Source organism: Actinacidiphila sp. DG2A-62 (genome assembly GCF_035825295.1).
Lineage (GTDB): Bacteria > Actinomycetota > Actinomycetes > Streptomycetales > Streptomycetaceae > Actinacidiphila.
This window is the reverse complement of sequence record NZ_JAYMGI010000002.1, coordinates 1,945,220-1,965,421: the sequence shown is the minus strand read 5'-3', so window position 1 is coordinate 1,965,421 and position 20,202 is coordinate 1,945,220. Positions and strand designations below refer to the sequence as shown.

General features: G+C 75.6%; 16 protein-coding genes and 3 pseudogenes. 6 read left to right on the top strand and 13 right to left on the bottom strand.

Features of this window, described 5'->3' with window-relative positions; all coding sequences use genetic code 11:
- Window positions 1–118 precede the first annotated feature (118 nt).
- From VSR01_RS37685 to VSR01_RS08670, 8 genes and pseudogenes are all read right to left on the bottom strand, one after another.
- Window positions 119–1,444 (bottom strand): annotated as a pseudogene (locus VSR01_RS37685) (protein kinase domain-containing protein); the annotation flags it as partial.
- A gap of 131 nt (window positions 1,445–1,575) precedes the next feature.
- Window positions 1,576–2,280, bottom strand: coding sequence for a hypothetical protein (locus VSR01_RS08700; RefSeq protein WP_326448676.1), 705 nt, complete (start codon window positions 2,278–2,280; stop codon window positions 1,576–1,578).
- Window positions 2,281–2,583: 303 nt separating this feature from the next.
- Entirely contained in the window at window positions 2,584–3,318 is a 735-nt protein-coding gene (locus VSR01_RS08695; RefSeq protein ID WP_326448675.1) for an adenosylcobinamide-GDP ribazoletransferase, read from the bottom strand.
- Between the two features lie 290 nt (window positions 3,319–3,608).
- Window positions 3,609–4,193 (bottom strand): malectin domain-containing carbohydrate-binding protein, encoded by a 585-nt coding sequence (locus VSR01_RS08690; protein ID WP_326448674.1) that lies wholly within the window; start codon window positions 4,191–4,193, stop codon window positions 3,609–3,611.
- Between the two features lie 494 nt (window positions 4,194–4,687).
- Window positions 4,688–5,383 (bottom strand): hypothetical protein, encoded by a 696-nt coding sequence (locus VSR01_RS08685; protein ID WP_326448673.1) that lies wholly within the window; start codon window positions 5,381–5,383, stop codon window positions 4,688–4,690.
- Window positions 5,370–7,079: a phosphatidylglycerol lysyltransferase domain-containing protein gene (locus tag VSR01_RS08680; RefSeq protein ID WP_326448672.1), complete on the bottom strand. Its 1,710-nt coding sequence runs from the start codon at window positions 7,077–7,079 to the stop codon at window positions 5,370–5,372. Before VSR01_RS08680 ends, VSR01_RS08685 begins: the two co-directional genes overlap by 14 nt.
- Window positions 7,080–7,134: 55 nt before the next feature.
- A complete protein-coding gene (locus VSR01_RS08675) occupies window positions 7,135–8,220 on the bottom strand; it encodes a nicotinate-nucleotide--dimethylbenzimidazole phosphoribosyltransferase (protein ID WP_326448671.1) in 1,086 nt (361 codons plus the stop codon).
- Between the two features lie 237 nt (window positions 8,221–8,457).
- A pseudogene (locus tag VSR01_RS08670) lies at window positions 8,458–9,656 on the bottom strand (bifunctional adenosylcobinamide kinase/adenosylcobinamide-phosphate guanylyltransferase).
- Between the two features lie 187 nt (window positions 9,657–9,843).
- Between VSR01_RS08670 and VSR01_RS08665 the strand changes: the two are divergent.
- A pseudogene (locus VSR01_RS08665) lies at window positions 9,844–10,035 on the top strand (hypothetical protein); the annotation flags it as partial.
- Window positions 10,036–10,386: 351 nt separating this feature from the next.
- On the opposite strand, the gene VSR01_RS08660 reads toward VSR01_RS08665, so the two are convergent.
- Complete coding sequence (locus VSR01_RS08660; RefSeq protein WP_326448670.1) at window positions 10,387–11,550, bottom strand: epoxide hydrolase family protein; 1,164 nt, start codon at window positions 11,548–11,550, stop codon at window positions 10,387–10,389.
- Between the two features lie 173 nt (window positions 11,551–11,723).
- Between VSR01_RS08660 and VSR01_RS08655 the strand changes: the two genes are divergently transcribed.
- Window positions 11,724–12,266, top strand: coding sequence for a TetR/AcrR family transcriptional regulator (locus VSR01_RS08655; RefSeq protein ID WP_326448669.1), 543 nt, complete (start codon window positions 11,724–11,726; stop codon window positions 12,264–12,266).
- A 124-nt stretch (window positions 12,267–12,390) separates the two neighbouring features.
- On the opposite strand, the gene VSR01_RS08650 is transcribed toward VSR01_RS08655, so the two are convergent.
- The 3 genes from VSR01_RS08650 to VSR01_RS08640 all read right to left on the bottom strand — a co-directional run bounded on the left by VSR01_RS08650 (window position 12,391) and on the right by VSR01_RS08640 (window position 15,119).
- Entirely contained in the window at window positions 12,391–13,512 is a 1,122-nt protein-coding gene (locus VSR01_RS08650) for a S1C family serine protease (RefSeq protein WP_326448668.1), read from the bottom strand.
- Window positions 13,513–13,701: 189 nt separating this feature from the next.
- Window positions 13,702–14,430 carry a class I SAM-dependent methyltransferase gene (locus VSR01_RS08645; RefSeq protein WP_326448667.1) on the bottom strand — a complete coding sequence of 243 codons (729 nt, stop codon included), beginning with the start codon at window positions 14,428–14,430 and terminating at the stop codon, window positions 13,702–13,704.
- An 89-nt stretch (window positions 14,431–14,519) separates the two neighbouring features.
- Complete coding sequence (locus VSR01_RS08640) at window positions 14,520–15,119, bottom strand: DUF3043 domain-containing protein (RefSeq protein ID WP_326448666.1); 600 nt, start codon at window positions 15,117–15,119, stop codon at window positions 14,520–14,522.
- Between the two features lie 269 nt (window positions 15,120–15,388).
- Here VSR01_RS08640 and VSR01_RS08635 point away from each other — a divergent pair, with 269 nt between their 5' ends.
- The 4 genes from VSR01_RS08635 to VSR01_RS08620 all read left to right on the top strand — a co-directional run bounded on the left by VSR01_RS08635 (window position 15,389) and on the right by VSR01_RS08620 (window position 19,124).
- Window positions 15,389–16,186 carry a PspA/IM30 family protein gene (locus VSR01_RS08635; protein ID WP_326448665.1) on the top strand — a complete coding sequence of 266 codons (798 nt, stop codon included), beginning with the start codon at window positions 15,389–15,391 and terminating at the stop codon, window positions 16,184–16,186.
- Between the two features lie 78 nt (window positions 16,187–16,264).
- Window positions 16,265–16,543 carry a PspA-associated protein PspAA gene (gene pspAA / locus VSR01_RS08630; RefSeq protein WP_326448664.1) on the top strand — a complete coding sequence of 93 codons (279 nt, stop codon included), beginning with the start codon at window positions 16,265–16,267 and terminating at the stop codon, window positions 16,541–16,543.
- A gap of 158 nt (window positions 16,544–16,701) precedes the next feature.
- The gene (locus VSR01_RS08625; RefSeq protein WP_326448663.1) at window positions 16,702–18,078 is read left to right on the top strand and encodes a sensor histidine kinase; all 1,377 of its coding nucleotides are present in this window, start codon (window positions 16,702–16,704) and stop codon (window positions 18,076–18,078) included.
- 371 nt (window positions 18,079–18,449) lie between these two features.
- Entirely contained in the window at window positions 18,450–19,124 is a 675-nt protein-coding gene (locus tag VSR01_RS08620) for a response regulator transcription factor (RefSeq protein WP_326453562.1), read from the top strand.
- Window positions 19,125–19,228: 104 nt separating this feature from the next.
- Here the strand turns inward: VSR01_RS08620 and VSR01_RS08615 are convergent, their stop codons facing one another.
- Window positions 19,229–20,182 (bottom strand): GNAT family N-acetyltransferase, encoded by a 954-nt coding sequence (locus VSR01_RS08615; protein ID WP_326448662.1) that lies wholly within the window; start codon window positions 20,180–20,182, stop codon window positions 19,229–19,231.
- Between the last annotated feature and the right edge of the window lie 20 nt (window positions 20,183–20,202).

Sequence of the window (20,202 nt, the reverse complement as noted above, 5' to 3'; positions counted from 1 at the left end):
CCTCGGCCAACGGCTGCAGGGCCATCACCCGCAGGTCCGCGGCCACCGTCAGATACGCGGTGGGGCCGCGGCGCTTCTTCGCCCCCAGGCGGGCTCCGGTGGCCAGGTCCCACAGCCGGACGACGCGGTCGCTGCCCGAACTGACGGCGTGCCGCCCGTCGCGGGAGACGTGCAGCGCGTTCACCTGGTGGGGGGCGTGGCCGGGAAACGTGCGGACGCGGACGCCGGTGGCCGTGGCGTGCAGGGTGAGCCGTCCGTCGTCGTGGCCGACGAGCACATGCGTCCCGTCGGGCAGCGGACGCATCACGGCGGCCATCGCATCGCCGACGACGGGGATCGTGACGGCCGGCGCGGACTGTCCGCGTTCGGCGTCGACCAGCGCCATCAGGCGCCGTACCCGCAGGTCGTACTCGGCGCCGGCGGAGCCGGGGAGGTCCTTGCCGGCGGTGAGTGCCGCCCGCAGTTCGTCCGGCACCTGGGTGGGGGTGGTCTCGCCGGCCCGCCAGCTGATCATGCCCAGGTTGTAGGACGCCTCAGGATGCCGGGGGTCGGCCGCCAGGGCCTGGCGCAGCAGACCCCGCACCTCCTCCTCGTCCTGGCCGAGGTCGCGCCGCGACAGGGCCAGGTTGTTGAGTTCGGCGGCGCGCGGCCGGGAGGCGGCCGGCGGCTGTCGGCCGTACGGCTCTCCGGTCGCCCGGGTGTGGACGGCCACCAGCGCGGCGGCGACGTCCGCCATGCGGGCCGGGCGCTGCGCGCTCTCGTGGGCCAGGCAGTGGTCCAGGAGTTCGCGCAGCCCCTCCGGCAGGGGCAGGGCCATCGGTGCGCCGGACTCGACGCGGTCGGCCAGGGCTTCCCCGGCCGCCGATCCGTCGAGCCAGGTGCACTCGCCGGTGAACATCTCCAGGACGACCACCGCCAGGCTCCACACATCCGTCGCGGGGCCCGTCCGCTGCCCTGCGGTCTGCTCCGGCGAGCGGTACCGGGGTGTGCCCCGGTGGCTTCGCGCCGCCTGGGCCAGCCCGAAGTCGGTGACTTTCACCTGCTGTTCGTCACCCACCAGGATGTTCCCCGGCTTCACGTCCCGGTGGACCACGCCCTGGGCGTGGGCGTGCTCCAGACCCCACGCGGTCTGTATCGCGATGTCGAGGGCGCGGGGCACGGCTGCCCGCGGCCCGCCCTGGTACAACGGCGCCTGCGCGCCGCGCATCCAGTCCTCCAGGCTGCCTCGGCCGACCCACTCGGCGAACACCCGGGGGAACCCGTCCACCGTGCGGACGTAGTGACAGGCGCAGATGTTCGGGTGCAGTCCGAGGTCGGCCCAGGTCCGGGCCTCGCGGACGAAGTCCTCCCGGTCGGCCGGGCTGCTCAGCAGGCGCCGCCGCGGGCTCTTGACGGCGAGGGTGGTGTTCCAGCCGAGGTGGCGGGCCGGGTGGACGACGCCCATGCCGCCGTGCCTGGGGGCGCCGGTGATCTCGTAGGTGTCCAGAAGGCGGGTGCCGGGGGGCCACGCGTCCTCGTGGTCACCGCCGGTGTCGTCCAGCGTGGTCTCCTCCTCGCCCGGGCCGCCGTACGAGGTCACCACGCGCTTCTCCCCGTGCCGTTGACCGCCATGTCGCACGCCTGGGGCAGGAGGGAAGGCAGGTACACGACCTCCTCCGGAGGGTGCGGCCAGCTCATGGAGCCGTTCTCGATGCCGAACAGGACGGCGTAGGGAGAGCCGGCCAGGTGCAGGGCGGGGTCCGTCCGCCAGGCGGGTTCCCGGCGGGCGTACTCGGCCATCCACCGTCTCAGCGTCAACAGGATCTTCCAGGTCCGGTAGCGGTCCAGCCGGCTCCAGCCCAGGCCGTCGTCCTTGAGCGCCTTGTGGAGCGTCGCGGCCAGCCGGTCCCACGCCTGCCCGTCGGTCCGGCTCGCCAGGCGCACGCTGTCCTCACCGCCGAGGACGACGCGCATCAGCATGGCCTCTTCCTCCCTCGCCGGCGGCGGGGCGCCCGAGTGCCGGGCGACCTCAAGACCGGCGGGTCCCGGCAGGTCGCGGCCGTAGCTGAGCCACAGGTGTCCCCGTACGGCGAGTTCGGCCAGTTGAGCGGCCAGCACGCGGCCGTAGCGGTGGTACGCGTCCTCCGTCATCGACGGCCACACCAGCGTGCCGGCCCGCAGCAGCGACATCTCCCCGGACACCGCGCGAAGCGTACGGTGCAGGCGTGCGGGCAGCGGCTCGCGTTCGAGGCGCGTGCTCACGATCTCGGCGTGCAGCCGCGCGTACGTTCCCGTCCTCACGTCGCCCCCTCAGCGCCCACCCCGACTCCCGTGCCGGCCACGCCGACCCGCGACACGGGCCGTCGTCGGCCAGACGGTCCCGGCCCAGACGGTCCCGACCAGACCGTCCCGACACGACCGTCCCGACCAGTGTGGCCAGCCGGACCGGACTCCCGCCGGTTCTCCGCGCGATCGGCACAACAGACGCACGCGCCACCGCCCTGACCGGGCATCACCGCGCCGGCGCCGCGGGCGACGAACGACTGCCTGGGCGCCTCCCCGAGTTCGGGTACGGCGTGTTCGGTCGACGGCGGCCCGGCGGGGTCAGCGGAGGGTGAGGATCAGGTAGGCGCAGGTGCAGGCTGTCTCCTCCAGGGCGCCGAAGACGTCTCCGGTGACGCCTCCGAAGCGGCGGGTGCAGCGGCGGAGGAGGAGTTCGGCGGCCAGGAGGGCGGCGGCCGCGGCCAGTGCGCCGTGCCAGGTCGCGAGGGCGGCGCCGAGGGCGAGGGTGACGGCCGCGGCGGCGACGGCCAGCGGGGGCGGCACGCAGGAGGCGACCGCCGCGCCGAGGCCGTCGGGGCGGGCCGCGGGGACGCCGCGGCGGCACGCGAGCGTCATCGCCGTACGCCCCGCGACCCCCGCCACCACCGCGGCCGCGCCGCCGTCACGCCACCCGTGCCCGTAACAGCCGGCCAGCGCCGCGACCTGGCCGAGCAGCACGAGCACCAGCACGACCACGCCGAACGGCCCGACGTCCGACTGCTTCATGATCCGCAGCGCGTCGGGCGCGGGCTTGCCGCTGCCCAGGCCGTCGGCGGTGTCGGCCAGGCCGTCCAGGTGCAGGCCGCGGGTCAGCGCGGCCGGGACCGCGACCGCGGCGACCGCCGCGAGCAACGGACTCGCGCCCAGCCGCAACAGAGCGGCCCCGGCGACCGCCGCGCACAGGCCGACCGCCGCGCCGACCAAGGGCGCGGCCGCCATGCCCGCGCGGGCGGCGGGCCGGTCCCAGCGGGTCAGCCGGACGGGAACGGCGGTCAGCGTGCCGAACGCGAAGCGCAACCCCTGCGCGACGGTCGCACGTCCCCCGCCGGGTGCGGGTGCGGGTGCGGGTGCGGGTGCGGGTGCGGGTGCGGGTGCGGGTGCGGGTGCGGGCTCGTGCTCGGCTCCCGTCTCGGCTCCGGCTCCCGTCTCGGCTCCGGCTCCCGGCCCGGCTCCGGCTCCCGTCTCGGCTCCGGCTCCCGTCTCGGCTCCGGCTCCCGGCCCCGCATCCGTCTCCGTCCCTGCGCCTGTCCCCGCTCCCGGACCCGCTCCCGTCTCCGCCTCGGCCATCCCGCGAGGCTACCGCGCCCTCACTCCCCGGGCGCCAGCACGATGGCGTTGACCTGCGGCTGGTTCGCCGAGCCGCGGTCGAAGTCGAGGGTGACGACGCCGCTGCTGTCGGCCGTCGCGGTGACGTCCTCCTCGACGCCGAACGCCTCCTGCCCGTCGGCGCCCGCGGCGACCGCGGTGCCGATGATGTCGAAGTCGGTGAGGACCCGCGTGCCGTTGACGGAGACGTCGAACTTCCGCTCGCCCGGCCGGCTGTAGTACCAGTCCATGAAGTACAGCCGGGCCTGGTACGTGGCGCCCGCGGTGAGCCCGGGGATCGTGTAATGGGACTCGCCGACGCGCGAGGTGTCCCAGATCGAGGCGGGGATCGGATGGGCGACGGTGCGGCCGAAGTTGGGCAGGCTGGGCGTCCCCGCGGGGATGGTGTCAGGGCGGCCCCCGGTGCCGTAGGCGTCGGCGATGAAGCCGTCACCGCCCGCGCCGCCGAGGTCGATCGACACCCCGTCCGGCGTGTCGGCGTGGGCGGAGCCCGCGGCGGTGAGCCCGCCCAGTGCCGTGCCCAGGACGAGGGTCGCGGCGGCGGCCGTCCGCGCCCACGCGGACACGGGACGACGGCTCGTGCGTCGGCTTCGGCGTGGGCTGCTGCCCCCGCGCGGACTCAGGTTCGGGCTCGGACGAACGGTCATGCGTTTCTCCCAGGTCCGGTGTGGGTGTGCGGGCGCGCGGTGCTACGCATGCGCGGCGCTACGGGTGCGCGGTCGCCCGGCCGGGCGGCTCACCCCGGCCGACGACGGTCGCGAGCGAGCGGGGCAGGCGCAGATCGGTGGTTGGAGAGCGCTCTCCGAGACGTGCTCAGTCTCAGGTGCGCACGGTCCTCGCGTCAAGGGATTCCAGGGCACTCCCGCGACTCATGGGGTCAGTGCCACGGGAGTTCACCGGCCGCACCGGAGCCCGCGATACCCGGACCGGAGCACGCGGCGCCCGCACCGGAGCACGCGGCGCCCGCGATACCCGCACCCAAGTCTCCGGCTGACGCCCACTCGGTCCAGCCCGGCGCCTGCCGGCTCCGCGTCCTGCCGGTTCCGCGCCCGCCCCGCGCCTACAAGCGCCACGCCCGGCGCAGCGCCGGCGTGCGCAGTTCGGCGAAGGTCACGACGAGGATCGCGGTGATGCCCGCAAGGTGCTCGTAGCCCGCGAGGTTGGGGTCCCAGAGTGCTTCGAGCGCCATCGCCGAGGCGATCACCGCCGCCGTGGTCCACGCGCGGTAGCGGCACGCGGTGTGGACGCCGAGGGCGACCACCGCCGCCGACGGCCCGGTGTCGCGGACCCGCAGGGCGCGGGGCGCGAGGCCCAGCAGCGGGTCCGCGCCCGTCCACAGCGACCAGCGCGCGAACCACGTGCCCGCGACCGTGGCCAGCAGCGCCAGCACGAGCGTGCGCCGCGCGCCCAGCGTGGTCTCGGCGATGCCGAACACCACGGCCACCTGGAGCAGCAGTCCCCACACCGGCAGCGAGGGGTCGGGCACGAACAGCGAGAGTGGTGTGCGCAGCGCCGCGATCCACCAGGGCAGCGTGGCGTAGACGCCGCCCAGCCGCTCGACCCAGTCGCTCGACTCCTCGTCGTGCTGGACCAGTTGCAACACCAGGACGCCCGCGCAGGAGGCGAGCGTCAGCGGCACCGCCCGCAGCCGCGCGCTGCGCAGCCGGCGCCACACGTCGGGGAAGACGACGCCCCACTCGGCGCGCGCGAACCGCCGCAGCGGGCCCGGGACCCACGCCCCCTCACGGCGTCTCACGCCGCCGCCGCAGCGGCACCGGGATGCGGGGGACGCCGAGGAAGCCCTCGGCCCGCGCTCCCGCGATGCCGATCCTGGGCAGCTCGCTCGACTTCCCGAACAGCACATACCGCGGCTCCCAGATCGGCCGGAACTTGGCGTTGGCGCGGTACAGCGACTCGATCTGCCACCACCGCGAGAAGAACGTCAGCAGCGAGTGCCACAGCCGCAGCACCGGGCCCGCGCCCAGCCGCGAGCCGCGCTCGAACACCGACCGGAACATCGCGAAGTTCAGCGAGATCTGCGCCACCCCCACCTCGTCGGCCCGCTGGATCAGCTCGATCACCATGAACTCGATCAGCCCGTTGTCCGCGCCGCGGTCACGCCGCATCAGGTCCAGCGACAGCCCGTGCGGCCCCCACGGCACGAAGCTCAGCATCGCCACCGGCCGGCCGTCGCCGTCGTGGCACTCGACCATCACGCAGTCGCCGTCCGCGGGGTCGCCGAGTCGGCCGAGCGCCATCGAGAAGCCGCGCTCGGTGCCGCCGTCGCGCCAGTGGTCGGCGCGCTCCACCAGCGCGTCCATCTCGTCCGCGGGGATCTCCGCGTGCCGCCGGACGCGGACCGTGCAGCCCGAGCGCTTCACCCGGTTGTACGCCTGCCGGACGGTCCGCATCGCACGGCCGTCCAGGGTGAAGTCCCCGGTCTCGACGATCGCCTCGTCGCCCAGTTCCAGGGCGTCCAGGCCGTGCCGGGCGTAGACGGTGCCGGCCTCCTCGCTCGCGCCCATCACCGCGGGCACCCACGCGTGCCGGCGGGCCTCGGCCAGCCACGCGTCGATAGCGCCGGGCCATGCCTCGGGGTCGCCGATCGGGTCGCCCGAGGCGAGGGTGACGCCGCCGAGCACCCGGTAGGCGATCGCGGACTTGCCGCTGGGCGACCAGATGACGCTCTTGTCGCGGCGCAGCGCGAAATAGCCGAGCGAGTCGCGTTCGCCGTACGCGGCGAGCAGCGAGCGCAGCCGCTCCTCGTCCTGCGCGCCGAGCAGTTCGCGGCCGCGCGGGGAGCGGAAGGCGACGAAGAGGACCAGCAGGAACAGCAGGGTGGTCATGATGTTGATCACCACGTCCACCCAGCCGGGCGTGGAGATGGTCATGAAGTCCGCGTCGCTGGGCACCAGCGAGACCAGCCGGACCAGCGCGTAGCCGAAGGTGTCGCCGAAGCCGGCGCCGTGCGCGGCGTTGGTGACGGCGACCAGGCCGGTGCCGACCAGCGCGGCCAGCACCAGGCCGACCGCGGCGACCACCGCGGCGGTCCACGGGTTCGCCGGGTCGCCCTTGGCGCGGAACTCGGACCGGCCGAGCAGCAGGGCGACCAGGAACGCGGTGGTCACGCCGAGCGACACCCAGTTCTGCGGGTGCCGGTGGATGTCGGGCCACACCATGCTCAGCGCCAGCGCCGCGAAGAACAGGCCGCACAGCACCAGGTTGAGAATCCACGCGGCGCGCTTGCGGCGGCCCATCACGACCGCGAGGAACAGCGCGAACGCGGTGGAGGTGAAGCCGGCGGTGAGCAGGTAGGGCGTGAAGTAGTCCTGCGCGTTGTGCCGGCGGATGTCGGCCCCGAAGCTCACCCAGACCGCGCCCAGCAGGTTCACCGCGGTGACGATGCGGAGGTACCACACCGTGAGGGCGGCGGCGCGCCGGGCGGTTCCCATGAACGGGAAGCATATGCGCTGATGACCGGATTATCCGGTAAGCGGCTTGTGCCCGTTATGCCGTGACGTCAGGGGTGGGCTCGGCCTCCGACCGCTCCGGCGTCTCCGGGCGCAGCTCGGCGGAGAGCGCGGCCGCGGCCTGGAGCAGGGGAAGCGCCAGTACGGAACCGGCGCCGCCGCCCGTGCTCACCCCGCGGTCCAGCAGCGGCTCCAGCGAGACGCGGTCCAGCGCCTTGTCCTGCCCGGCCTCGCCGGTGGCCACCCCGGCCACCCACCAGTCCGGCGCGCGGAACGCGATGCGCTGCGCCACCAGCGCGCAGGCCGCGCTGACCACGCCGTCCAGCACGACCGGCAGCTTGCGGACCGCGGCCTGCAGCAGGAAGCCGGTGATCGCCGCGAAGTCGGCGCCGCCCACCGCGGCCAGCAGCGCGAGCTGGTCGCCCAGGACGGGCCGGGCGCGGCGCAGACCGTCGCGGATCGCCGCGCACTTGCGCATCCAGGTGAGGTCGTCGATGCCGGAGCCGCGGCCGGTGACCACGGAGGCGTCGGTGCCGCACAGCGCGGCGATCAGGATGCCGGCCACGGTGGTGCCGCCCACGCTCAGGTCGCCGAGCAGCACCAGGTCGGTGCCGGAGTCGGCCTCCTCGTCGGCGATCGCGACGCCGGCGCGGAACGCCTGGTCGGCCTCCTCCAGCGTCAGCGCGTCCTCGACGTCGACCCGGCCGGAGCCGCGGCGTACCCGGTGCGCGGTCGCCTCGGCGGGCAGCTCCGCGGGATCGCAGTCCAGCGCCATGTCCACCAGGCGGATGCTCGCGCCGTACAGCCGGGCCAGTACGGCGACCGGCGCGGTGCCGTCGACGACCGCGCGGGCCAGCGCGGACGCGGTGCCGGCGGGACGGGCCGAGACGCCCAGCGCGGAGACGCCGTGGTCGGCGGCGAAGACCAGGGCGCGGGGGCGGGTGATCGGGCGGGCCGGGACCTGGCCCTGGACGGCGGCGAGCCAGTCCGCGAGTTCGGCGGGCTTGCCGAGGCCCGCGGCGGGGCGGACCAGGTCGCGCCATCGGTCCTGCGAGTCGCGACGCATGCTCGCGTCGGGGCGTTCCACCAGCGTTCCGAACGCGTCCAAGTCAATACGGTCCACGCCCGGAACCCTACCGGTCCGCTCCCGCTGGGGTTGCGCATCCCCTCCCGGCTGCCCCGGTCCGCCGGACGTGGCCCATCCGCCGGTGGTCCGGACCGAACGAAACTGCCCCTTCGGGCCGGTGACGACCTGCGGGCCGCAGACGGGCTGGTGGGGGGCACCTCCCGGACGGAGTCCGGGGGAGCGGTTCCCCGCGCCCCTGGGAATGACGTCCAGCGTCGAGCCGGACTCAGGGCTTCAGGGAGCGGGGCAGCCGGCGGTGACGAGGAGGACGTGCTCGGACTCCGCGGCCATCGCGGCGTTGAGGCGGCCCAGCTCGTCCTGGAAGCGGCGGCCCGACGCCGTCGCGGGGACGACGCCGGAGCCGACCTCATTGGAGACGGCGACCGCGGTGCGCCGGGTGCCGCGCCACGCCGCGACCAGCTCGTCCGCCCGGTCCCGTACCGCGCGCAGTGCCCCGCCCTCGTGCCACGCCGCGTCGTCCCACGCGCCCGCCTCGTCCATGACGTGCGTCAGCCACAGCGCGAGGCAGTCCACCAGCAGCGGCGGCCCCTGCGCGTCCGCGAGCAGCGGCACCAGGTCGCAGGTCTCCTCCGTGCGCCACCTCGTCGGCCGCCGCTCGCGGTGCGCGGCCACCCGCCGCGCCCACTCGCGGTCGCCCTCGCGCAGGCCGCCCGTCGCGACGTAGACGACCTCCGGGTACGCGGCCATGCGCCGCTCCGCCTCCGCCGACTTGCCCGAGCGCGCCCCGCCGAGCACCAGGGTGCGCCGCGGCACGTCCGGCACCTGCTGGTAGTCGCCCGCGGTCAGCGTCGTGCCGTCGGGCACCGCGCGGGCGCCGAGCGCGGCCAGCCGCCGGCCCAGCTCCGGCTCGGGCGGCGCCGCGTGTCCGACGTGGACGGCGACCACGTCCGTGGTGGACGTGACCGCGCCGGCCGCGCGCAGCCGCCCGAGCGCGTCCGGGCGGCCCAGCACGTCGAGCAGCGCCAGGTCGTACGGCGCCGCGCCGTCCTCGGCGAGCCCGGCGGGAGCGCAGCCCGGCGGCAGGTAGAGCGCGCGCAGGCCGTCCGGCGACTCGACCGCGTACCCGGTGCCCGGCGCGTCCACCGGCACCGCGCGCACCCGGTGGCCGGTGGTCAGCGGCAGCCTGCGCCCGTCGGGCACCCGCGCGGGGCCGGCAGCCCGGCCGGGATCTCCACCGCGGGCCCGTCGTGCGGGTGCGACAGCAGCACCAGGCGCAGCCCGGCGAGCGTCTGCCCGGCCCGGGCGGCGGCCAGCGCGGCGCCCGGTGTCAGGTCGAGCAGCACCACGCCGTCGACCAGGACGGAGGTCGCGGCCCGCGCGCCCGCGCCGGTGGCCGCCGCGCAGGCCGCGCAGGGGCAGTCGGGCAGCGGCAGGCCCGCGGGGGCGCCGGTGCCGAGCAGGGTCAGTTCCACGGGACGATCGTCTCGCGTCAGCGCCGACGGCGCGCGGGGCGGCCCCGCGCGCCGGTACGCCGCCAGTACCCCGCCGGTACGCCGCCGGCGGGGCGTCGTACGGGTGCCGGTCACAGCCGCGGACCGGGCCGATACGCTGCGGAGCAGCACCTGCCGACCATCCGGCGAACGAGCGAGGAGACGTTACATGGCGTGGACGTGGCGGTTCGAGAAGGCGGACGGCACGGAGGTGGCCCCGGCGGTGGAGCCGGAGGAGTTCACCACGCAGGGCGACGCGGAGTCGTGGATCGGCGAGGTGTGGAAGGACCTCGCGGAGGGCGGCGCGGATCAGGTCGTCCTCTTCGAGGGGGAGAAGCGGGTGTACGGGCCGATGAGTCTCGCCTCCGGCGCGGACGCGGGATCCGAGGCCGCCTCGGACTCTGACTCCGCCTCCGACTCCGGCGCGGGTTCCGTTGACGTTGAAGCCTCGTCCACACCCGAGGAGGCGTAGCGACGCCGCGTCGCTTCGCCTTCGGCCCATGCGGCCCGCGGGTCGTCACCGGGCCGGTGGGGTGGCGCTGTTGTCTCCGGACCACCGGTGAGTGGTGGGCTCGTCGCGCAGTTCCCCGCGCCCCTGATGGGCTGGCGCTCGGCGTTACCGCGGGCCGCCGGGGGCTGGTCGCGCGCACGCGGCGCCAGCCGCACATGGGATGCGGCCCCGCGCCCCTGAGCGGCTGGCGCTCGGCGGATGCTATGCGCGGAGGGGGCGGAAGGTGGTGCGGATTTCGGCGGTCAGGGTCTCGGGCTGTTCCATGGCCGCGAAGTGGCCGCCCTTCTCGGCCTCGCCGTAGTGGATCAGATCGCTGTACGTGTCCTCGATCCAGCTGCGCGGGGGGAGGGGGATGTCCTTGGGGAAGACGGTCACGCCGACCGGGAGCGTCAGTTTCGGGCCGGCGAGGGTGGCCGACGCGTTCTCCCAGTAGATGCGGCCGGAGGACGCCGCGCTGTTGGTGAACCAGTAGAGGGAGATCACGTCGAGCATGTCGTCCGTGTCGAGCGCGTCCTCGGCGAGCCCGTCGTTGTCGCTCTTGGACTGGAACTTCTCGTAGATCCAGGCCGCCTGACCCACGGGGGAGTCGGCGAGCGCGAACCCGACGGTCTCGGGCTTGGTGCGCTGGAGGTGGTTCGACCCGCCGAGTTCGCCGGCGTAAAGGGCGGCGGTCTCCACCGCGCGGCGCTCCTCGGGGGACAAGGTGGCGGGGATCGGGTCGGGGAAGGCGTACTGGGTGTTCAGGTGGATCCCGACGAGCCCCTCGGGCCGCATCGCCCCGAGCGCGGTGGTGACGACGGCGCCCCAGTCGCCGCCCTGCGCGGCCCATCGTGAGTAGCCGAGACGCGTCATCAGCTCCGCCCACGCGCTCGCGACGCGCGACGCGGTCCACCCGGTCCGCGTGGGCTTCTGGGAGAAACCGAACCCGGGGAGCGAGGGGATGACGACGTCGAACGCGTCGGCGGCGTCCCCGCCGTAGGCGACCGGATCGGTCAGCGGGCCGATCAGCTTCAGGAATTCGAGGACCGACCCCGGCCAGCCGTGCGTGAGGATCAGCGGCATCGCGTCGGGATGCTCGGACCTGACGTGGACGAAGTGGATGTCGAGACCGTCGATCTCGGTCACGAACTGGGGGTGGCGGTTGAGCGCGGACTCCAGCCGCCGCCAGTCGTAGCGGTGCTGCCAGTGGTCGGCCAGGGCCCGCGCGTTCTCCACCCGGACCCCTTGCGACCAGTCGCCCACCGTCTCCGGGTCCGGCCAGCGGGTCCCGGCCAGCCGCTGTTTCAGGTCGTCGATCGCCGCGTCCGGGATCGAGACGGTGAACGGGCGGACGAGGTCCGAGAGGTGCGGCGTCGGTGCGGTCATCGTCTTTTCTCCTGTACGTCGAAGCAGCGCCGGAACAGTGCCTGGGCGGGTGCCGGAACATGCCGAAGCAGTGCCGGAACGGCGCCGGAACAGTGCCGGAGCACGGTGCGACCCTTCATTGCACACCGGTGTGCAATGTACGTCACTGCACACCGGTGTGCAAAAATGGCCGCGTGCCCACCGAGTCCTCCCGCGCGCGCTCGACCAGCGAGACACGCGACCGCATTCTCGACGTCGCCCTCGACGTACTGGGGGAGAACCCCGACGCCGGCATGGGCGACATCGCCGCCGCCGCCGGCGTCGTCCGCCGGACGGTCTACGGCCACTTCCCCTCGCGCCTGGACCTGATCCAGACGCTCACCGACCGGGCCGTCACCGAGATGACGGCCGTGCTCACCGACGTCACCGCCGCCGTCGCGGACGCGGACGCGGCGTGGGCGGCGTTCGTCGCCCGCCTGTGGCCGGTGGCGCACCGGTACCGCGTGCTGCTGGCGCTGCGCCGCGGCGAGTACGGCGAGGCGATCCACGGACTGCTCGGGCCGGTCGACGCACTCCTCGCCGACCTGGTGCGGCGCGGCCAGGACGCCGACGTGTTCGCCCGGTACCTGCCGGCCTGCTCAGCCAGGTCGCCTACGGCGCCGTGTTCGCCATCGCCGACAGCGACCTGCCGGACGGGACCCACGGCGCCCGGGCGGCGGCGGTCACGAGCCTGCTGATGCTGGGAGTGCCCGAGGCGCGCGCGGTCGCCCTCGCGGACGGCGGCGCGGTCGCCCTCGCGGACGGCGGCGCGGGCGCCCGGCCCTGACCCGCCACCGCTCCCAGCCTGACCCGTCACCGCTCCTAGAGGGAGCCCAGCGTGACCTGGACGGTCCTGGTGGCGCCGTTGCGCAGATAGGTGACCGGGACCTTCTGGCCCGGCTTGTCGTCGGCGAGCGCCTCGGTCAGGGACTGCACGGTCGTCACGGGCGTGCCGCCGAGCTTGGTGATGACGTCGCCGGCCTGCAGCCCGGCCTTCTGCGCTGCGCCGCCCTTGGCGACCGAGACGATCGCCGCGCCGGCCGGCTGGAAGTCCTGGCCGACGACGCCGCGGACCGCCACGTCCAGCGCGGCCCGCCCGGAGTCGGTGACCTTGCCGTGGTCGATGATCTGGTCGGCGATCCGCTTCACCGCGGACGACGGGATCGCGAACCCGATGCCCGGGGCCGCGCCGCTGCCCAGCTGTGGGTCGGTGGCGGCGAGCGTGGGGATGCCGATCACCTGGTCGTCCAGATCGACCAGCGCGCCGCCGCTGTTGCCGGGGTTGATCGCCGCGGACGTCTGCACCATGTCGGGGATGGTCGCGCCGGTGCCGCCGCCGGACGCGCCCTCGCTGACCGTGCGCCCGGTGGCCGACACGATCCCCTGGGTGACGCTGCTGGACAGGCCCAGCGGACTGCCCATCGCCAGCACGATCTGGCCGACCGCCACCTTGGAAGAGTCCGCGAACGACGCCGGCTTGAGCTTGCTCGGCGGCGATTCCAGCCGGATCACCGCGAGGTCGTTCGCCGGGAACGAGGACACCAGCCTGGCGGTGAGCGGCTTGCCGCCGGTGGCCAGGGACACCTGGAACGTCTTGGCGTCGCCGACCACGTGCGCGTTGGTCACCACGTCGCCCTTGTCGTCGTACACGACGCCGGAGCCCAGGTCCTGGCCGGTGGTGATCTGCACGACGGACGGCAGGACCTTCTTCACCGCGTCCTGGTAGGCGCTCTGCAGGCCCTGCGCGCCGCTGTCGGAGACCGCGGTGTCGGCCGCGGCCTGCTGCGCGGCGCTGCGGCTGGCGCCCCCGCTCGCCCGGGTCCCGGTGGAGCCGGAGTCCGACGAACTGCAGCCGGCGGCCAGCAGCGCGGTCGCGGTGACGGCGGCGGTGGCCGCGGCGACGGGGAGCAGGAGGCGGATACGGGCGTACGGCGATCGGCTCATGTCCGCATCATCACGTCCGGCCGCGCCCGCGGCCCGGCCCGCGCACCCACCCGGGTTACCCGCTCCGGTACGCGAGCGGACCGCACCCGGGTTACCCGCTCCGGCGCGCGAGCGGACCGCGCCCGGCAGCCGCGCACCGGCGGTCCGCACCCGGGCCGCGCGCCGCGGGCGGGAGCCGGGCCGCCGGCACTACGTCCGAACGCCGCACAGATGGGTCAGCGCCGCCACCCCGCGGTAGGGGTCGGTGCGCCCCGCCCGCTCCTCCGCGTCCAGCAGCAGCGCCAGCTCGTGCGGGTCCTGCGGGACGCGCGCCAGGTCGGAGGCGGCGTCGGTGAAGACCCGCACCCCGTACCAGGCGCGCAGCGGCACGCCGATGCCGGTCAGCACCGTGGTCAGCGGCCCGCGCCGGTCCGCGCGGGTGGCCAGGCCCAGCCGGTTGGTGTAGCCCTCGGCGTCGAACGCGCCGGCCGCGCCCGCCCAGTCGCCCAGCAGTCCGGGCCGCATGGCCAGCGCGTCGCCGTTGCGCACCAGCAGCGAGAGCAGGCCGCCGGGGGCCAGCACGCGGGCCAGCGCGGCCAGCATCGGCTCGGGGTCGGGCACGTACATCAGGACGCCGTGGCACAGCACCACGTCGAAGCAGGCCGGGCCGAAGTGCCGGCCGGTCTCACGGCCGTCGCCGCGCAGCACCACGAAGCGGTTGCGCACCTCGGGCGGCTCGGCGGCGACCTGCGCGCGCAGCGCCCGCAGCATCTGCACGTCCTGCTCCAGGCCGGTCACCAGGTGGCCGGCGCGGGCCAGCCGCAGCGCCTGGGTGCCCTGGCCGGGGCCGATGTCCAGCACCCGCAGCGGACCCGCGTCCAGCGCGTCGAGCCCGGCGAGCTGCTCGTCGAGCTGCCGGGCGACCAGCTCCTGCCGCACGGTGTTGCGCAGGCCGCCGAGACCGGCCAGCCAGTTCTCCGCGCCCCCGGCGAACCCCTGGGCCCCGGGAACGGCTCCCGTCCCGCCGTTCAGAGCTTGGTGCCGCGGCCGACCTGCGGCTTGGGCAGGCGCAGCCGGCGCATCTGGAGGGTGCGCATCAGCCCGTAGGCGACCGCGCCCTTGGTGTTCCGGTCGGGGAACCGCTGCCGCAGCTGGCCGCGCAGCCGGAACCCGGTGACGAACGAGTCGCCGACGATCATCACGATCACGATCAGCCACAGCAGCAGCGAGACCGTCTGCAGCGAGCCCACCCGCACGATGCTGAGCACCAGGATGAGCACCGCGATCGGCAGGAAGAACTCCGCGACGCGGAACCGCGAGTCCACGTAGTCGCGGACGAACGTGCGCACCGGGCCCTTGTCGCGGGCCGGCAGGTAGCGGTCGTCGCCGCTCTGCAGCGCCTCGCGCTGCTTGGCCATCTGGGCCCTGCGCGCGTCGCGGGCCTGCCGGGCCGCGGCCTTGCGGTCCGTGGGCACGGTCATCGCCTTGCGGCGGGCGCCCTGCGCCTCGCTGCGCTTGGGGGTGGGGCGACCCTTGGGAGCCTGCGGGTCGCGGACCTGGTCCTCGTCGAGCACCGCGGTGGTGGCCGAGGACCGGTCGTCGGAATCGTGGGAGCGACGTCGGAACACAACCCCAAGGTTACGTGTTCCCGGCCGCAGCCCCTAGACCACGGTCCGCCGGCCGGACACCGCCCCCGCGCGCGGTTCCGCGCCGGACCCGTACGGAACACCGGCCCCGGGACCCCCACCTACTCCCTGGGCCCTACGCCGACGCCGCGTGATCGTCCTTGCGGATGACCGCATCGACGCCCGAACAGTGCGGTAATGGAACCAGGGCCCGTAGGCTGGGGTCTGTAGAGGTGCTGGAGCTTTTGCCGAGAAGGGGGCGCGCGAGGCCCATGAGCGGTGTCATGAAGCGGATGGGACTGATTTTCCGCGCGAAGGCCAACAAGGCCCTGGACAGGGCGGAGGACCCGCGCGAGACCCTCGACTACTCGTACCAGAAGCAGCTGGAGCTGCTGCAGAAGGTGCGCAGGGGCGTGGCCGACGTCGCGACGTCCCGCAAGCGCCTGGAGCTGCAGCTGTCCGAGCTGCAGAAGAAGTCGTCGACGTACGAGGACCAGGGCCGCAAGGCGCTCGCCCTGGGCCGCGAGGACCTGGCCCGCGAGGCGCTGTCCCGCCGGGCGGCGCTGCAGCAGCAGGTCGCCGATCTGGAGACCCAGCACACCCAGCTCCAGGGCGAGGAGGAGAAGCTGACGCTCGCCTCCCAGCGCCTGCAGGCCAAGGTGGACGCCTTCCGCACCAAGAAGGAGACCATCAAGGCCACCTACACCGCCGCCCAGGCGCAGACCCAGATCGGCGAGGCCTTCTCCGGCATCTCCGAGGAGATGGGCGACGTCGGCATGGCGATCCAGCGGGCCGAGGACAAGACCGAGCAGCTGCGGGCCAGGGCCGGCGCGCTGGACGAGCTGCTGGCCTCCGGCGCCCTGGACGACCCCAGCGGCCTGGCCAAGGACGACATCCAGGCGGAGCTGGACCGGCTGTCGGGCGGCAGCGACGTCGAGCTGGAGCTGCAGCGGATGAAGGCGGAGCTGGCCGGCGGCGGCACGCAGCAGGCGATCGAGAGCGGCCAGGGGCAGGGCGGCCAGTCCGCCCAGGCGCAGCCCCAGGACACCCCGCGGTTCGACAAGCAGTAGGAACGCGCGGAACCGGCAGGACGCGCCGCCGCGGGCACGGGCACGACCGCGGCGCGCACGGCTACGGAGGAGGCCGCTGTGATCGTACGGATCATGGGCGAGGGCCAGCTGGTGCTGGACGACGCCCATCTCCCTGAGCTGAACACGCTGGACGACGCCCTGCTCGCGGCGATCGAGGCGGCCGACGAGGAGGGCTTCCGGCGCACGCTGGGCGCGCTCCTGGACGGGGTGCGCAGCCGCGGCGAGCCGCTGCCCGACGACGCGCTGGAGCCGTCCGGGCTGATCCTGCCGTCGCCGGACGCGACGCTGGAGGAGGTCAGGGCGATGCTCAGGGACGACGGGCTGATCCCGGGCTGATCCCGCCCGGGTCCCGCCCGGGTCCCGCCCGGGTCCCGCCCGGGTCCCGCGCCGTCGGGGCGATCCGGGGCCGATCCGGGGCTGATCCGGCGCTGTTCCGGGGCCGGTTCGGGTGCGGGCGGCGCGGGGCGTCCCCGCGTCCCTTACCGTTGCTTACCGTGCAGTACGCATCCGGTCTCCTCGCAGCGCCCCGGCGGTGGCTGCGCGCGCACCAGAGCACGGCGGACGCCGCGCTCGCGGCGGCCGCGTTCGCACTCATGCTGATCGGCGCGGTGGTCGGCATCGACTCCTACCGGCCGGGCGTGCTGGACACCGCGCTCGCCGCGCTGGCCTGCGGCTCGCTGATGCTGCGGCGCCGGCTGCCGTGGACGGTGCTCGGCTTCACCGTGCTGCTGGCCGCGCTCTTCCTGACGCTGCGGCCGGTCGACGGCCGCATCCCGCTGGTGGTCGCGGTCGCGGTGGCGCTGTGCACGGTGGCGGCCCGCTCCGACCGGCCGACCACCAGGACCACCGGGCTCGCGGTGTGCGTCGGCCTGACCGTGCTGGCCATGTCGTTCGGCCCGGGGCCGTGGTACCGCCAGTCCAACTTCGCGGTCTTCGCCTGGACCGGCCTCGCCGCCGCGGTCGGCGACGCGGCCCGCAGCCGGCGCGCCTACGTCGCGGCGATCGAGGAGCGCGCGGTGCGCGCCGAGCGCAGCCGCGAGGAGGAGGCCAGGCGGCGGGTGGCCGAGGAGCGGATGCGCATCGCCCGCGAGCTGCACGACGTGGTCGCGCACCACATCGCGCTGGTCAACGTGCAGGCCGGGGTGGCCGCGCACGTCATGGACAGCCGGCCGGACCAGGCCAAGCAGGCGCTCGCCCACGTGCGCGAGGCGAGCCGGTCCGCGCTCGACGAACTGCGCGCCACCGTCGGGCTGTTGCGGCAGTCGGGCGAGCCGGAGGCGCCGATGGAGCCGGCGCCCGGGCTCGGCGTGCTCGACCAGCTCATCGACGGGTTCCGGCGGGCCGGGCTGCACGTCGCGGTGGAGTGCGCGGGGGCGGCCACGCCGAAGCTGCCGGCGAGCATCGACCTGACCGCGTACCGGATCATCCAGGAGTCGCTGACGAACGTGCAGAAGCACGCCGGGCCCGACGCGGGCGCGGTGGTGCGGATCAGCCGCGAGTCCGGTGTGCTCGACCTGGTGGTGGACGACGACGGCGCGCCCGGTGGTCCCGGCGCGCCCGATCCGAACGCAGCGGCGGCCCTGCTGCCGTCCGCGCGGCGCGGCCGCCCGGCGGCCGGACCCGGCCCGCGGTCCGCCGCGAGCGGCACCGAGCAGGACGCGGTGTTCGCAGGAGCGGGCCGGGACGCGGACTCCGCGCCGGGCGGCGGGCACGGCCTGCTCGGCATGCACGAGCGCGCCTCCGCGCTCGGCGGCGTCTGCCGCACCGGCGCGCGCCCCGGCGGCGGTTTCCGGGTCCACGTCCGGCTGCCGCTGTCCGCCCCGCCGCGTACCCGCCACTTCCCCGCCTCCGGCCAGGAGGCCGCCGGATGACCCGGCTCGACCCCACCGCGCGCGGGCGGCACACCGCGTCCGCGCGGGACCCCCGCCCGCCGGCCGCCCACGACGCAGGGGCGGCCGAGGGTGCCACCGCGCGCCGCGCCGGCCCCGGCGGGCCGCGGGCCGGCGCGGAGGCTCCGGCACCTCGACCCGCCTCCGCGCAGGGCTCCCGGTCGACGGCCGGGCGCGGTGCCGGTGCCCACGACGCGTCGGCCGCCGAGGCGGTCGGGACGCGCTCGGGCCGGGGCGGGGCGCGGTCCGTCGCCGTGGCGCGGGGCCAGGCGGGCCGCGAGGGCGGTTCCGGCGGGGCCGCCGGGGAGCGGGCGGCCGGGCCGGGGGGCGTGGAGGCGCCGGTGGAGGCCGCGTTGCGGGTGGTGCTCGCGGACGACCAGGCGCTGATGCGCGGCGCGTTGCGGATGCTGGTGGAGTCCGAGGCGGACCTCGTGGTGGTGGGGGAGGCCGCGGACGGCGCGGAGGCGGTCGCGCTGGTGCGGGCGGAGCGGCCGGACGTGGTGCTGATGGACATCCGGATGCCGGGCGTCGACGGCATCGCGGCGACCCGAGCGATCACCGCGGACCCGGCGCTGACCGGCTGCGCGGTGCTGGTGCTGACCACCTTCGAGGCGGACGAGTACGTGGTGCGGGCCATCCTGGCCGGCGCGGCCGGCTTCCTCGGCAAGGGCGCGGAACCCGCCGAACTGCTCGCCGCCATCAGGACGGTGGCCCGCGGCGAGGCGCTGCTGTCGCCGGCCGCCACCAAGAGCCTGATCGCCCGGTTCGTGGCGCAGCAGCAGGCGGCGGCCGACAGCGCGGAGCCGACGCCGGTCACCGGCCTGGACACGCTGACCGCGCGCGAACGCGAGGTGCTCGTGGAGGTCGCGGCCGGGCTGTCCAACGACGCGATAGCCGAGCGCCTCGGCGTCAGCCCGCTCACCGTCAAGACGCACATCAACCACACGCTGGCCAAGCTCGGCGCCCGCGACCGGGCCCAACTGGTCGTCGCCGCCTACGAGTCGGGCCTGGTCCGCCCGCACCGCTAGCCGCTCGTACGGCTGCTCGCGAGGTCAGCGGCCCGCGGCCCGGCCGGCGCGCTCGCCACGGCCCCGCGCCCACCCCGGCTTCCGCCGCGCCCCCTCGGCGCCTGTCAGGGCAACGCCGTGGACGGCAGGGCCAGTTCCGGCGGGCGCATCCCGCGCAGCGCCACGTAGCCGGAGGTGGTGATCCGCAGCCCCGCCGCCACCGCCACGTCCACCGCCCACTCGGCCTGCGCGGTGACGTGGTCGACGCGGACCGGCTCGCCCGGGGGCGCGGCCAGCAGCGCCGCGGTGAGCAGCCGGGTGGCCAGCCGGCGGGAGGTGGCCGCGAGCGTCTCCACCCGGCCCCGCCGGACATAGCAGTAGCCGCTGCCGGCCAGGTCGTCCACCACGAACAGCCGGTGGTGGCGCAGCAGTTCCTCGTGGTCGGCGCGGTGCGCGCCGCCGCGGGTGCGGCGGTCGACGGAGTCCATCAGGTCGCGGTGCCGCTCCGTGCCCTGGTGCACCGGACCGTCCGGCGCGGGCAGCCGGCCCGGGTCGGGCAGGCCGGACAGCCGCATCGTCGGGTGCAGGGTGAAGCCGGCCCGGCGCAGCGTACGGGCCGGGACCGGGTCGTCGGGCAGGCAGGCCACGCCGCGCAGGCAGGCCCTGCCGTACAGCAGCGCGCGGGCCAACAGCGCCTTGCCGACGCCCTTGCCCTGCGCCTCGGGCAGCACGGCCAGCAGCGACAGCGCCCAGGTGCCCTCGCGCCGCGAGGACAGCACCGCGCCGACCGGCCCGGCGTGCTCGTCCTCCAGCAGCCAGCAGCCCTCGGGGTCGGTCCGCGCCAGGTGCCGTATCCGGCCCTCCTGCCGGGTGATCCGCTCGGCGTCGGGGCCGGCGGCGGCGCGGCCGGCGCCGGGACCCCGGCCGCCGGGTCCCGGCCCGCCGAACCCCCGCTCACCGGGCACCGGCGCGGCGCCGGCCGCCGGCCGCAGCGCGCGCGTGCCCCCGAAGGCGGCCGCAGCGATCTCGCGGACCGCCTCCGCGTCCTCCTCGTCGTCACGGACGGATCGAAGAATCACCGATCCATCTTTGCCCCCGC